The sequence below is a fragment of the Rhizobium sp. WYCCWR 11128 genome, from assembly GCF_013416305.1.
GTDB classification, from domain to species: domain Bacteria; phylum Pseudomonadota; class Alphaproteobacteria; order Rhizobiales; family Rhizobiaceae; genus Rhizobium; species Rhizobium indicum.
Map to the genome: position 1 here is coordinate 68,742 of NZ_JACCEZ010000019.1, position 14,079 is coordinate 82,820.

The following is a 14,079-nucleotide window of genomic DNA, read 5'->3' on the forward strand; positions in this document are numbered from 1 at the left end:
CGGGGCACGAAAATATAGGAACGGCATAAAGGCCGATGCGAGAAATTTCGAAGCGGAGTGTCGGAAAGACATGAGCGCTGCCGTCCTTGCGGTATCGATGCAAACACGGAGCAAGGACATGTCGAAGATGACGCTGATTTCGATGATCGCAACGGCTGCCGCATTCCTGGCAGCGCCCGGTATATCAGGCGCCGACAGCAGCACGCCTGTTATCGAGGAGAAGAAGGCTGCAGCGCCGATTGTCAGGAAGGGAAGTCTGCCGGTCAACGGCATCGATTATTATTACGAGATTCGCGGCGAGGGCGAGCCGCTGCTGCTGCTTCACGGCGGCCTCGGGCAGATCGAGATGTTCGCGCCGGTCATGCCTGTTTTCACCGACCACCGGCAGGTGATCGCCGTCGATCTGCAGGGCCATGGCCGCACTCCGCTCGGCAAGCGGCCGATCGAGCTTCCGGCCATCGGCGCCGATCTCGCAATTCTGGTGAAGCAGCTCGGTTACGACAAGCTCGACGTCTTCGGCTATTCCTTCGGCGGCGGGGTGGCGTTGAACATGGCGGCGAACGCTCCCGACCAGGTGCGCCGGCTGGTGATCCTCTCGGCACCCTATGCGCAGAACGGCTTCTTCCCGGAGATGCTGCCGCAGCAGGCGGCCGTCGGCGCCGGTATGGCCGACATGATGAAGGACACGCCGATGTTCCTCTCCTATAAGGCGGTGGCGCCTGACGTTTCGGAATTTCCGAAGCTGCTCGACGCCATGGGCGCGCTCATGCGCGAACCCATCGACTACAGCGGTGCCGTCGCCAAGCTGACCATGCCGGTCATGCTGATCTACGGCGATGCCGACATGATCCGGCCCGAGCATATGATCGACTTCTACCACAAGCTCGGCGGCGGTCTGCGCGATGCGGGCTGGATGCGGGAAAACATGTCGAAGAACCGGCTGGCGATCCTGCCCGATCTCACCCATTACGAGACCTTCGCCTCGCCCCTGATGGCGAATATGGCGATGACCTTCCTCGATGGCGGCGGCAAGGCGCCGAACTGGGCCGAGCAGGTTGGAAAGTAAGCGAAGACGGCCGGGTTTTCCCGGCCGCCCTTCCTCCGCAATCAGCCGCCGCGCTGGTTTTCCCGATCCAACTGGGTCACCAGCGCCAGGATCGTTTCCGACACCGGCGTCGGCACGGCGCCCAGGCGTCCGAGCGCCACCACCATGCCGACCAGCGGCGTTATTTCGAGCGCCTTGCCGCCGATCAGATCCTGCAGCATCGATGTGCGCACGCCGCCGATATGGCGCGATTGTTCCAACCGCTGCTCGACGGTCATGCTGAACCGCGCACCCAAGGCCTCGCCGACGGCGCGGACCTCACTCATCACCCTACCGACCGTAGCCGAAAGGGCGGGATCCGCCATGATGTCGGTCATCAGCGCCCTGGTCAGCGCGCTGATCGGGTTGAAGGCGGCGTTGCCCATCAGCTTGCTCCAGATCTCGCCGCGGATATCAGGCGTCGTCGTAATGCTGAGGCCGGCGCCGGTCAGCGCCGCGGCGATCGTCTCGAGATCGGGCGAGATGTCGCCGGAGGGCTCGCCGAGCACGAAGCGGCCGTTGTGGGAAAGCTGGATCTCGCCGGGGTTGATCACCTCGGCACCCTGATAAGCGACGCAGCCGATGACGCGTTCCGGCCCGATCAGCCGCCACAGCCTGCCGCCGGGATCGAGCTCGTCGAACTGCAGCTCGGCATGCCGGCTCTGGGTATCGCGGTGAAAATACCACCACGGAATGCCGTTGAGGATCATGACGACGCGGGTGCCCTCCTTGAGGAGGCCTGCAATGCCTTCGGCGGCGGGCGCCAGCTGATGCCCCTTGAGGCCGGTGATGACGAGATCCTGCGGCGGCAATGTCCTGGGATCGTCGGTCGCGGTAAGGCGGACATTGAGTGGCCTTTCCGCATCGGCTTCGCGCAGGCTGAGACCGTTGTCGCGGATGGCGTGGAGATGCGCGCCACGCGCGATAACGGAGATGGCGGCGTCGTTTCCGGCTTGGCTTGCAAGCTTGGCGGCGATAGCGCCGCCGAGCGCCCCGGCGCCATAGATGCAGATGGACTTGATGGACATGCTCGCCTCTTCATGGTGGTGATCGAAACTAGATCTAGGCCATGAGAGGCTCAAGGCGAACGTCAATTTGCCGCATGCTGCACTTTCCTGCACCCACCCTGGTCTTCAGGCAGCCGTTGCTTCGCTTGGAAAATCCGTGGACAAAGCGAGCTGGCGCCAGACGGCAAGTTCCTTTTCGACGCTGGCATGCTGCTCCTCGATCACGGCTACCGTATCGCTGCCGAACGGCATGCGCAGCGGCGGATTGGGCGAATTGGCGAGCGTCATGATGCCGGCGGCAAGTTTGGCGGGATTGCCGGGCTGGGCATGGTTTGCGTCGGCAGCGAAACTACGCATGTTGCCGGCCGGCGTACCCTCGTAGTCCGCGATGGAGGCCGGGCTGATCGCCAGCGAGGTGTCGGCGAGGAAGTCGGTGCGGAAGAAGCCCGGCTCGACGATCGTCACCTTGATGCCGAAGGGTTCGAGTTCGGCGGCCATCGATTCGGACAGGCCTTCGACGGCGAACTTCGTCGAGCCGTAGACGCCCCAGCCGGGATAGCCGAAATAACCGCCGATCGATGAGAAGTTCAGGATGTGGCCGGAGCGCTGGCGGCGCATATAGGGCAGCACGGCTCGTGTCACCTTCAGCAGGCCGAAGACGTTCGTGGCATAGAGCTTTTCGATCTCTTCGGCCGTGGCTTCCTCGACAGCGCCGAGCAGGCCGTAGCCGGCATTGTTGGCGAGGACGTCGATGCGGCCGAAGCGGGCGATGCCGGCAGCCGCTGCCTCCTTGGCCTGCGCCTCGTTGGTGACGTCGAGGGCGACCGCAAGCAGGTTCGGATGGTCGCCGAACTGCTCGATCACGGTCTTCGGGTTGCGGGCGGTGGCGATGACGGCATCGCCTGACGCAAGGGCTTCTTTGGTCATCAGCGCGCCGAAGCCGCGGGATGCACCAGTAATGAACCAGACTTTCATAACGAATTCCTTTCGAACTGTTCGGTTGCGGCATCTCTGTGCCGACGAGGTGAATTTGACCGAAAATCCATTGCTGTATAAGATTTGTTATTTTTGAAACTATGATGAGTTTGATTCAGTAATGCGCGCTACCGAACTGTCTGAACTCGCGGCCTTTGCCGCCGTCGCGCGGCATAAGAGCTTTCGCAAGGCGGGCGAGGAGCGAGGTGTCACCGCCTCTGCGGTGAGCCATGCCGTGCTCAATCTCGAAGACCGGATCGGCATCCGCCTGCTTAACCGCACGACGCGCAGCGTCTCGCTGACGGAGGCCGGCGAACTGCTGATCTCGCATCTCGACCCGGCCTTCGGCGAGATGGCGGCAGCACTCGATGCGCTGAACCGCTATCGCGACACGCCGTTCGGCAAGGTGAGGATCAACGTGCCGAATTCGATCGGCCCCTTCGTCATCGGTCGCATCATCGGTCCGTTGCTGAAAAAGAACCCCAACTTGCAGCTGGAGATCAACGCGACCGACAGGCTGGTCGATATCGTCGAGGAGGGTTTCGATGCCGGCATCCGCTTCGGCGAGCGCGTCACCGAGGGCATGATCGCGCTGCGCATCAAGCCGCGCATTCGCCTGGTCGTCGTCGGTTCGCCTGCCTATTTCGAGACCCGGCCGAAGCCGGCGACACCGCACGAGCTCAAGCGCCATCTCTGCATTCAGAACATGTTTCCGTCAGGCGCGCGTTATGCCTGGGAGTTCGAGAAGGACGGCCAGGCGGTGAGCTTTCAGCCGACCGGACCGCTGTCGCTCGACGATCACGAGCTGATGATGCAGGCAGCGCTCGGCGGCGTCGGCCTTGCCTATATCTGGGAGCCCCGCGTGGAAAAGGCGGTCGCCTGCGGCGAGCTGATCCAGGTGCTGGACGACTGGTGCCAGCCGGAGGAACCGCTCTATCTCTACTATCCGAGCCGCCGCCATATGTCGGCGGGCTTCAGGGCGGTCATCGACGCGATGAAGGCGGAGTAAAAGAGGCCAGGATGCCTGCCCGCCGCCGGCGGTCACCCAGCACAGCTGGGATCAGCCGGTGGCGGACCAAGCTCCGATATCAGCGAGAAAAGCGCCAACGGGTAAGAAATTGGCGTCGCTGGCGCGATCCATGTCAAGTCGGCGGCCATCAAGCCCGCGTGCCGGCAATCGTCTGAAGCGCCGCAAAATAAACCGCTAGGTCGCGGGCAGGGTCCGCCGGGAGCGCCGCCGCACGGAACACCTTGCCTCCCGTCGCCTCGATCCCTCCGTCGATCATCAGGTTGTCGGCCATGCCGTGATTTTCGATCGCGATGCCATCCGGTCCGCGGGGGCGCCCGCTCGTCTCATCGATCTCGAGCCCCGCATACCAGATCGAGCGAACGCGCAGGCCATAGTCGTCGGGGTGATTGGTATAGGCGAAGACCGCTTTTCCGAGCGCAATCATGAAGCCGATCTCGTAGACCGTACCCGGATCGGCGCTGACGCCTCGAAAGGGAGTGATGTTGGCAAGGCAGATTTCGGCTCGACGCATGGCGTCGTCGTTGCGTGCATAGATCTCTGCGGCGGTCCGCTTCACCGGCGTCTGGTTTTCGTCGCTGCCGGGACCGGTCGGCTCGAAGCCGAACTGGCGCGCCAATCGGCGTTTTTCGGCCATGATGGGCATGGCATCCGGAAGAAAGACTTCCGGGCCGGCAAGGTAAATGGTGGTCATCGGTATCCTTCACTCACACGCAAGACGAGGTGCCGGGGTGGGACAGCCAGGCACGCCGTCTTTTTCCGACGGAAGCGCGGCAAATGGCAAGCCGTACCGGCAGGCATTGTCCAATTTTTTTACTAGCAGCCTGATGCGGCGGCAGTGGACGGGCAACGGTCGACTTCATTCCCGACACAGCGGAGGGACGTCCGGAGGAGCTGCGCTATCTCCATCATCGAGTCGCCGCCTGAGATCGGCGGGTTTCAGGCGGCGAGGCGATGCAGGCGGAATAAAAAGCTTGAGGTTCGCGCCTGTCACCCTTTTGACTCCGGTGGACGAACCGGCCAAAGATGCCGCCTTGGCCAACATCGTCGGGAGAGGTTGATGAACGGTCGGATTTTGCCAACTGGTATTCGAAGAGCCCCAAAGCGGCTCAAATGTCTGTTCCCCGCTTTGGCTGCGCTGATGCTGCTCGCCTCGGCGGCGGTCGGGCGGGACATTGGGCCGCAAAGCCCGGCCTCGCGCGAACAGGTCGAAAAACTCATGGGCCTCTGGAAGGATCACTTTGCCGGCGCCGATAGCCTGCAGCAGCGGCGAACGGCCTTCAGGACGTTGATGGAGACGATGCCGGGGCCGACGCGCATCCAAGTGCGGCAGGTCGATGCCGACGGCGTCGACGCCGAGCTGATGTGGCCTGCCCGTCTTCATCACCCGATCGGCCAAAGGGTGATCCTCTATATCCATGGCGGTGGCTTTTCCAGCGGCTCCATTCGCACACATAGCCTGCTTGCCGGCTCGCTCGCCAAGGCGGCATCCAGCGACATTCTTCTCATTGATTATCGGCTGATGCCCGAATATGGCTATCCCGCGCAGATCAACGACGCGCTGACCGCCTATCGCTGGCTTCTCGACAACGGCTATCGGAGCGAGAATGTGATCGTGGCCGGAGACGGCGCCGGCGGCAATATCGCGATCGAGACGGTGCTGAGGCAGATGCAGGCGGCAAAGCCGTTGCCGGCGGCTGTGATTGCGCTCAGCCCCATCACCGATCTTGCCGCGACAGGCGGATCTATGACATCAAACGCCGGAAGCGATCCGCTGGTCGGCAAGGACTGGATCGAGACCTTGCGCAAGACCTATCTCCGCAGCCGGTCTCCGACCGATCCCCAGGCATCGCCGCTTTATGCTGACATGACCGGCTTTCCGCCGCTGTTGCTGCAGGTCGGCTCCGGCGAAGTCCTGCTGGACGATACGCTGCGGCTCGCCGACGAGGCGCGCGTGGCGGGAGTGGACGTCACTACCGAGGTCTGGCCGGGCATGCCGCATCAGTGGCAGCTGTTTCCCTCTCTGCTCGACGATGCCGATCGGTCGAGCCAGAATATCGCTGAGTTTGCGATTCGGCATTTTGCGGACAAACCGCAAGAGTAGGGGTCGCAAGAGCAGATGCCGGACGCCCTCCGTCATTGCATCATTGCGATGTGCCGCGGGACGGTGAGGGCGCCAGAGGCCGCTCGACCTCTCGGCCGACGCTGAGCGTCTTTCGCACATTCGGCTCCAGCCGCTCGATATAGGCGTGGTCGGGTGCAGCGCCCAGCGCATCCAGCATTTTCGAGAAGAAACACCGGGCCGCTGCCGCAGCCGTGACGTCGAAGACATCGGCGTCGCTCAGCCCGTGTTTCTTCAGTCCGTCGATATCCTGCTGCGTCACCGACGTCGCATCGCGCGCCACCTTGGCGGCAAAAGCCATGATCGCGCGTTCGCCGGCATCGATCGGCGCCTTCTCCGTCTCGTTGACAACAGCCGTCAGCCCGTCGCTGGTGAAACCCTCGCGCAGCAGCACCGAGCCGTGCGCCAGCATGCAATAGGAGGATTTGAGCTCCTTGGCCGCCGCCAGCGTCACCAGTTCGTAGCGCCGCAAGCTCATATGGCCGCGAATGCTCGAAAGCAGCGCCGCCCAGCTCTCCATCACCTCCGGCCGATGGCCGAAGGCCCGATACATGTTCGGCAGATAACCATAATTCGCCTCGGCCGACGCATACATCGACGTCGTCTTCTCGCTGGCGGATGCGTTGGGGGTGTGAATGAAAGCCATGGCATGATCCTCCTCTATTGGGAGAAGGATAGGGTAGATAAGCAGGACAGCAATCCTGAAACGTCAGGCAGCATCACTGCTCGCAGAAGCGTTACCACTTCTTTTGATTGGAAGCGTTACAGTGAATGTCGATCCGCACCCTCTTGCACTTCGAACCTCTATCGAGCCGTCGTGCAGTTCGATGATCTGCTTCACCAGATTGAGGCCGATACCCGTTCCGGCAATCCCGGTCGACGTCCGGGCCCGAAAATAGCGCTGGAACAGCCGGGGCACGTCTTCGGCATCGATCCCCACGCCATCATCGCTGATCGAAACTTTGACGTTTCCCGTCTCCGCCCATGCGGTGACGCGAATTTCTGAAGTTCCGGGCGCGTACTTGACGGCATTGGAAAGCAGGTTGGTAAAGACCTGTGCCAAAGCGCGGGGATCGGCATCGATGAACTCCGGCAGCCCATCGATATCCAACACGAAGCTGTGCGATTTTGAGATCGTCGACTGCCGCTCGCAACAGGTTTTTATCAATGATCTCAATGCGCAGGCGTCGTAGTTGATATCGATCTTGCCGGTGTCGAGGCGTCCGGCTGACAGGATGCTCTCCATGAGATCGACAATCCGGGTCACCGATGCGCGGATTTGATCGACCTTGTCGCTGAGAAATTCGGGCTCGACCGCCCCCTTTTTTCGCAGCAGCCGCTGGGCAGCAGCGTCGATGATTGCCAGCGGGGTCCTGAATTCATGGGATGCCATCGCCACGAATTGCCGTTGCAATTCGTTGATGTTCCTCTCCTGCGCCAGCATTCGCTCGAGTTCCCGCGCCTGCCGCTCGACTTCTGCCGTGCGGCTCTTAACCGTCGCTTCGAGCTGATCGTGATGCCGGCGCAGCTCTTCCGCCAGCCGGACGGTCTTGGTGACATCCTCATGGGTGGCCACGTATCCACCGTTTTGCATCGGATTGTGGGTGATCTTGATAACGCGCCCATCGGCCAGGACGATGTTTTGGCTGGCCGGCGCACCGCGGGTTGTTGCTTCGAAGACCACATCAAAATAGGTCGTGGTATCGGCCGGGCCATTTCCCTCCCGGCTGCGATAGGCCAGGATATCCACAAGTGGTGTCCCCGGTTGCGTTAGCAGGTCCGGCAGATTGTACATCCGCGCGTAGGAGGCGTTGCACAATATCAGGTTCTTTGTCGAATCGAACATGCACAGCCCATGCGGCATGTTGCTGAGCGCTGCGTCGAACCGGCGATGTTGTTCGGTCAGGCTGTCTTCGACGCGAATGAGAGTCGAGATGTCTTCGTAACTGAGGATCCAGCCTCCATCCCGTGATGGGGCGCAGGTCAATGAGACCATCCCTCCGTCGGAAAGGGCAAACTGAGACGTGGGCGCTCCACCGGCCGTCGACCGCCGGGATGCCACTGCACGGCAGTTTGCGGTGCCCGGCAATCCGTCGATATTCATGCCTTTGCGGATGGCGCCTTGCGGAAGGCCGAGAATATCAAGCGTGCGTGAATTGAAAGCCGTCACCGTACCGGCAGGATCGAGCAGAACAATGCCCTGAGGCAGGCTCTCCAGGATAGATTCAAACGAGTGTGGCATCATCCGGCCCTGCTTCAGATCTGGCGCGTTGCACGTATCCGTAGCATTCGTCACAAACGATAAAGTTTCGCTAATGTCTATCGAATCGAGGGATGTTCGAGTGCGCATCGAGAAACAAGGGACGATCCCCTCCGACCATGTCGGCGAATTCGTGGAGAAGCCACGCACGATTTTGCAGATCGAAAAATATCGAAACATGCCTCTCAGTCGTGATCATCTTTTAGATCGTTCCAATTTTCAGGATAAGATTCCGGCGGTTGGGGAGGAAGAAATTTGCCGCAGATGCTTCTAGTAGATAGCAGTTCGTATAAATTTCGCTTGACATAATTGGAACGTTCCAAATATCTAAGCAATCATTCGACGTTGGCGTCGGGGAGGGGAAATGACAAAGGCGCGGGTAACCGTCATTGACATTGCGAAGGCCGCAGGCGTCTCGAAATCGACGGTTTCGCTGGTGCTTCAGGGCTCCTCCCTGGTCAATGAGGGGACGCGTTCCAAGGTCAATGCGGTGATGCGCGAGCTGGGCTACGTCTACAATCGCGGCGCAGCCAATCTTCGGCAGGCCAGTGCCAAATCGAGGATCATCGGGGTCGTCGTCAACGACCTGACGAACAGCTTCTTCGCGGAACTGGCGGTCGGTGTCGATATGGTCGTTCAGTCGGCCGGGTTCGTGCAATTCCTGTCGAACACCAGCGAGAGCATCGACAGGCAGCGCGAGGTTGTCGCATCGATGCGGGAACATGGCATTTCGGGGCTCATCGTGTCGCCGGCGCGCGCCACCGATGCCGCAGACTTCAAGCCACTCGTCGCCGCAGGGATTCCGGTGGTGGTCGTCGTCAGAAACCTGCCTGGCGCCAAAGTCTCGTCCGTCGTCTCCGACAACCAGGCTGGCATGATGTCTGCGGTCAAGCACTTGGCGGAACTTGGTCACAAGCGCATCGCTTTTCTCGGCGGCTTTCCCGACACCGCTGTCTTCGACGACCGCCTTACCGGTTACCGAAGCGGCATGGAGGCAGCCGGGCTCGACTATAACCAAGAACTTGTCATCTCGTCGGCGCCTTCGCGAGCCGGTGGGGTGGAGGCGATCGGAAAGGCAATCGTTCTTGCCGACAAACCCACGGCAGCCGTCTGCTTCAACGATGCCGTCGCCTTCGGTGTTTGTGACGGGTTACGTGCCCGCCGTCTGGAGCCCGGCTCCGACTTCGCGGTCGTGGGTTTCGACGACGTCATCGAGGCTCAGGCGGCGGTTCCCGCGCTCACGACGATCTCGGTCGATCCGCAGGGCATTGGGCGCCGCGGCGCGCAGCTGCTTCTGAAGCAGATCAATGCGGGCAAGGCCGAGGCGGAGACGGTGACAACAGCGGTTCGGCTGGTCGTTCGCGAGAGCTGCGGAGCCCGCAAGAGCGTAAAAATCGAAACAGGACTCTGAGTAAGGCCTATGAAGAAGCATCTCACCCCGACCGAAGCAGCCGCACTGATCCCGGATGGCGCTGTTGTAACGGTGTCTTCCTCAAGCGGTCTCGGTTGCCCGGACCTCATGCTGAAGGCGATTGGCGAACGTTTCGATGCGACCGGCCATCCCCGGGATATTACGACCCTTCATCCTATCGCCGCCGGCGACATGAGCGGTATCAAGGGCGTCGACCATATCGCCAAGAAGGGGCTGCTCAAGCGCATCATCGGTGGCTCCTATCCGTCCGGTCCATCGTCGTCTGAGCCGCCGCTGATCTGGCAAATGATCACCAACAACGAAATCCCGGCCTACAACATTCCCTCGGGTATCCTCTTCGATATTCATCGCGAGGCCGCCGCGAAGCGGCCGGGTGTTCTGACCAAGATCGGCATCGATACATTCGTCGATCCCGAGCGGCAGGGTTGCGCGATGAACGGCCTGGCTTCGGAGCATCCGGTGGTCAAGCGCGTGCGCTTCGAGGGCGACGACTGGTTGTTCTTTCCCTCGATCGTCCCTGAGATCGCCATCATCCGCGCCACCACCGCCGACGAGCGCGGCAACCTGACATACGAGCATGAAGGCGCCTATCTCGGCGGCCTCGATCAGGCGCTGGCCGCACGCAACAACGGCGGCATCGTCATCGCCCAGGTCAAGCGGATCACCAAGGAAGGCTCGCTGAAGCCTCATGACGTCCGCGTGCCTGGAATGCTGGTCGATTATGTGATCGTCGATCCGGAACAGAAGCAGACGACGCAGACGCAATACGATCCGGCAATTTCCGGGGAGATCTTCCGTCCGCTCGATAGCTTCAGCGTTCCGGAATTCAATGTTCAGAAAGTCATTGCGCGTCGTGTCGCGCAGGAACTGCAAGCGGGAAGCTGCGTCAATCTCGGCTTCGGCATCTCGGCCAACGTGCCGCGAATTCTGCTGGAGGAGGGGCTCCACGGCGCAGTCACCTGGGTCATTGAGCAAGGTGCTGTCGGCGGCGTACCGCTGCTCGACTTCGCCTTTGGCTGCGCCTCCAACGCCGACGCCTACATGCCGTCTCCCTATCAGTTCACCTATTTCCAGGGGGCAGGCTTCGATGCATCGCTGCTGTCCTTCCTCGAGATCGGCAAAGACGGTTCGGTCAACGTCTCCAAGCTTTCCTTCCGGCCGCATGTGACGGCTGGCGCCGGAGGCTTCGTCGACATCACGGCGCGGGCAAAGAAGATCGTCTTCTCCGGCATGTTCAATGCCGGAGCGAAGCTTTCGATCACCGATGGCGCTCTTCTCATCGACAAGGAAGGCAAGCTGAAGAAGCTCGTGAACGAGGTCGAACACGTCACCTTCAGCGGCAGGCGCGCGATCGAGCAGGGCCAGGACATCACCTATGTCACTGAGCGGTGCGTGATGAAGCTGACGCCCGACGGCGTCGTCCTCACCGAGATTGCCCCAGGCGTCGATCTCCAGTCCCACATCCTCGATCAGTCGGAGTTTCCGCTGATCGTGGCGCCCGACCTGAAGGTCATGGACGCCGCGCTCTTCGGGGAGGCAAACATCGGCCTGTCGCTTTCGAAAAAAACGGCACGGACACTGGAGGGCAGCTTCCATGGCTAGCGGAACAGTCAGAATTGACGTCGATGGACATGTTGCGACGCTGACGATTTCTCGTCCGGAGAAGCTGAACGCACTCGACCTGGATATGCTCAAGGCGTTGGCGGACGCAGCCGACGAGGTGGAGGCGAACGCCAATGTGCGCGCTGCCATTCTCACGGGTGAAGGAAAGGGCTTTTCCGCTGGAGGCGATATCAAGGCCTGGGGCGGAATGTTGCCTCAGGAGTTCGGTCATCTCTGGGTTCGGCATGGCCACCGTATCTTCGAAAGACTGGCGACGCTCAGGGTGCCGCTGATCGCGGCTCTGAATGGCCATGCCCTCGGGGGAGGGCTTGAACTTGCAGGGGTTGCGGACATTCGCTTCGCAGAGGAGCAGATCAAGATCGGCCTGCCCGAGACCGGCCTTGGAATGGTGCCGGGCTGGTCTGGGACCCAGCGTCTTGTGCGCCGGTTCGGGGCGCAAGCCGTCCGGCGCATGGCCTTGGGCGGCGAGATATTCACCGCCGAGGAGGCACGCCTGCTCGGGATCGTAGACGCGGTCGTTCCCACAGGAAACGCGCTCGTCGCCGCCAGGGAATATGCTGGGCGGATTGCCGCAAGGGCGCCGGCTGCGACCGAGATCGCGAAGTTGATGATCGCATCGGCAAACGGCGAAGACAACGGAACCGCGGTTGAAGCCCTGGGCTCGATCCTCGCTGCGAAGACCGGCGATCTGAAGGAGGGCGTCGCATCATTCAGCGAGAAGCGCCCGGCAACGTTCAAGGGAGAATGGTAATGACGGTTCTCGTCAACCCCACCGCGCTCAGAGACCACAAAGCGCGTGATTTCAAGATGCTCATCGATGGCAAATGGGAGGCAGGCAGCTCCGATCCGATCGAGCGTGTCGCTCCAAGCCATGGTGTCGTGGTCAGCCGGTTTCCGACCGGCAGCAAGAGGGACGCCGAGCATGCTATCGCTTCGGCACGCAAGGCGTTCGACCTCGGGCCGTGGCCCCGAATGACCGCTTCCGAACGTTCCGCCATCCTGCTCAAGGCTGCTGATTTGATCGCGGCGCGTGCAGAGGAGCTAGCATTTCTCGATGCGATCGAGGCGGGAAAACCGATCACCCAGGTGCGGGGAGAAATTGCCGGCTCCGTTGACATATGGCGCTATGCGGCAGCTCTTGCCCGCGACCTCCACGGAGAGAGCTATAACACGCTCGGCGATGGCACGCTCGGCGTCGTCTTGCGCGAAGCGATCGGCGTGGTGTCGATCATCACGCCTTGGAACTTTCCGTTCCTGATCGTTGGCCAGAAGCTGCCATTCGCCTTGGCCGCTGGCTGCACCACCGTCGTCAAGCCCTCGGAACTGACCTCAGGATCGACGCTGGTGCTGGGAGAGATCCTGCAGGAAGCAGGCGTGCCGGATGGCGTCGTCAACATTGTCACCGGTACGGGACCAGAGGTCGGTGCGGTCATGACGTCGCATCCCGACGTCGACATGGTGTCCTTCACCGGCTCGACCGGTGTCGGAAAGCTGACCATGTCGAAAGCCGCACAGACGCTGAAGAAGGTCTCGCTGGAACTGGGCGGGAAGAACCCGCAGATCGTGTTCCCGGATGCCGATCTCGATGCCTTTATCGATGCCGCGGTCTTCGGCGCATACTTCAATGCCGGCGAGTGCTGCAATGCCGGCTCGCGGCTGATCCTTCACAAATCAATCGCTTCCGATGTCGTCAAGCGGATTGCTGAGCTGTCGAAGGCGGTGAAGGTCGGCGACCCGCTCGATCCTTCGACGCAGGTCGGCGCCATCATCACGCCGCAACACCTGGAGAAGATATCAGGATACGTCGCCGCCGCGAGGAGCAGCGGTGCCCGGGTCGCGCATGGCGGCGAGACGCTCGACCTCGGCATGGGGCAGTTCATGTCGCCGACGATCCTCGAAGAGGTCACCCCCGATATGGCCGTGGCGCGCGAGGAAGTCTTTGGTCCGGTGCTTTCGGTCCTGACATTCGAGACATCGGCCGAAGCCATCAGGATTGCGAATTCCATCGACTATGGCCTGTCGGCCGGTGTCTGGAGCCGCGATTTCGACACGTGCCTGACGATCGGCCGGTCGGTGCGGGCGGGGACGGTCTGGATGAACACCTTCATGGACGGCGCCTCGGAACTTCCCTTCGGCGGTTACAAGCAAAGCGGCCTTGGTCGCGAACTCGGTCGCCATGCGGTCGAAGATTACACCGAGACCAAGACGCTGAACATGCATATCGGCAAGCGCACCAGCTGGTGGATGCCGCAGACGGAAAAGCCGGCCTAGCCGGCGGCCGAACTACGCTCGAGGAGGGCGGGTGATTGGTGCGGGAATGGGTCCCGCATCTTCCAAACTGGAACTGGGAGGTTCTTCGATGAACAAGTTTTTGACCACGACCGCAATGGTCGCATTGGCTCTGGCCGGCGCTCATGTGTCCGCCCACGCCGCTGACGTCAAGGAAGTGCAGATGCTGCACTGGTGGACGTCTGGCGGCGAGGCTGCGGCTTTGAACGTCTTGAAGCAGGATCTTTCGAAGGAAGGTTTTGCCTGGAAGGACGTTCCTG

Annotated in this window: 13 protein-coding genes and 1 pseudogene; 9 read left to right on the forward strand and 5 right to left on the reverse strand. The window is 61.5% G+C overall.

The features are described from left to right. Positions 1 to 70 precede the first annotated feature (70 nt). Positions 71 to 1,066, forward strand: a complete 996-nt coding sequence (locus tag HX898_RS32325) for an alpha/beta fold hydrolase (RefSeq protein ID WP_180196760.1) — start codon at positions 71 to 73, stop codon at positions 1,064 to 1,066. 41 nt (positions 1,067 to 1,107) lie between these two features. On the opposite strand, the gene HX898_RS32330 is transcribed toward HX898_RS32325, so the two are convergent. Beyond that, positions 1,108 to 2,112, reverse strand: a complete 1,005-nt coding sequence (locus HX898_RS32330; protein ID WP_180196761.1) for a 2-dehydropantoate 2-reductase — start codon at positions 2,110 to 2,112, stop codon at positions 1,108 to 1,110. A 105-nt stretch (positions 2,113 to 2,217) separates the two neighbouring features. Next, entirely contained in the window at positions 2,218 to 3,066 is an 849-nt protein-coding gene (locus tag HX898_RS32335) for an oxidoreductase (protein WP_138391173.1), read from the reverse strand. 121 nt (positions 3,067 to 3,187) lie between these two features. Here HX898_RS32335 and HX898_RS32340 point away from each other — a divergent pair, with 121 nt between their 5' ends. Then, entirely contained in the window at positions 3,188 to 4,075 is an 888-nt protein-coding gene (locus HX898_RS32340; protein WP_138391172.1) for a LysR family transcriptional regulator, read from the forward strand. A 148-nt stretch (positions 4,076 to 4,223) separates the two neighbouring features. Here the strand turns inward: HX898_RS32340 and HX898_RS32345 are convergent, their stop codons facing one another. Next, positions 4,224 to 4,787 (reverse strand): nucleoside 2-deoxyribosyltransferase, encoded by a 564-nt coding sequence (locus HX898_RS32345; protein WP_138391171.1) that lies wholly within the window; start codon positions 4,785 to 4,787, stop codon positions 4,224 to 4,226. A gap of 435 nt (positions 4,788 to 5,222) precedes the next feature. On the opposite strand from HX898_RS32345, the gene HX898_RS32350 reads away from it, so the two are divergent. Next, positions 5,223 to 6,197, forward strand: coding sequence for an alpha/beta hydrolase (locus tag HX898_RS32350; protein ID WP_180196766.1), 975 nt, complete (start codon positions 5,223 to 5,225; stop codon positions 6,195 to 6,197). Positions 6,198 to 6,237: 40 nt separating this feature from the next. Here the strand turns inward: HX898_RS32350 and HX898_RS32355 are convergent, their stop codons facing one another. Beyond that, the gene (locus HX898_RS32355; RefSeq protein WP_018241667.1) at positions 6,238 to 6,861 is read right to left on the reverse strand and encodes a carboxymuconolactone decarboxylase family protein; all 624 of its coding nucleotides are present in this window, start codon (positions 6,859 to 6,861) and stop codon (positions 6,238 to 6,240) included. Between the two features lie 63 nt (positions 6,862 to 6,924). Continuing rightward, positions 6,925 to 8,460, reverse strand: a complete 1,536-nt coding sequence (locus tag HX898_RS32360; protein WP_180196762.1) for a PAS-domain containing protein — start codon at positions 8,458 to 8,460, stop codon at positions 6,925 to 6,927. A 97-nt stretch (positions 8,461 to 8,557) separates the two neighbouring features. Between HX898_RS32360 and HX898_RS32365 the strand changes: the two genes are divergently transcribed. The 6 genes and pseudogenes from HX898_RS32365 to HX898_RS32390 all read left to right on the forward strand — a co-directional run. Continuing rightward, positions 8,558 to 8,749 carry a hypothetical protein gene (locus HX898_RS32365; protein ID WP_180196763.1) on the forward strand — a complete coding sequence of 64 codons (192 nt, stop codon included), beginning with the start codon at positions 8,558 to 8,560 and terminating at the stop codon, positions 8,747 to 8,749. A gap of 90 nt (positions 8,750 to 8,839) precedes the next feature. Next, positions 8,840 to 9,886 (forward strand): LacI family DNA-binding transcriptional regulator, encoded by a 1,047-nt coding sequence (locus tag HX898_RS32370; RefSeq protein WP_180196764.1) that lies wholly within the window; start codon positions 8,840 to 8,842, stop codon positions 9,884 to 9,886. Positions 9,887 to 9,895: 9 nt separating this feature from the next. Continuing rightward, a complete protein-coding gene (locus HX898_RS32375) occupies positions 9,896 to 11,509 on the forward strand; it encodes an acyl CoA:acetate/3-ketoacid CoA transferase (protein ID WP_180196765.1) in 1,614 nt (537 codons plus the stop codon). Beyond that, on the forward strand, positions 11,502 to 12,281 hold the full coding sequence (locus HX898_RS32380) for an enoyl-CoA hydratase/isomerase family protein (RefSeq protein WP_138328173.1): 780 nt from the start codon (positions 11,502 to 11,504) through the stop codon (positions 12,279 to 12,281). Before HX898_RS32375 ends, HX898_RS32380 begins: the two co-directional genes overlap by 8 nt. Next, positions 12,281 to 13,801 (forward strand): aldehyde dehydrogenase family protein, encoded by a 1,521-nt coding sequence (locus tag HX898_RS32385; protein ID WP_138328172.1) that lies wholly within the window; start codon positions 12,281 to 12,283, stop codon positions 13,799 to 13,801. Before HX898_RS32380 ends, HX898_RS32385 begins: the two co-directional genes overlap by 1 nt. 88 nt (positions 13,802 to 13,889) lie before the next feature. Next, positions 13,890 to 14,079: pseudogene (locus HX898_RS32390) on the forward strand (sugar ABC transporter substrate-binding protein); the annotation flags it as partial.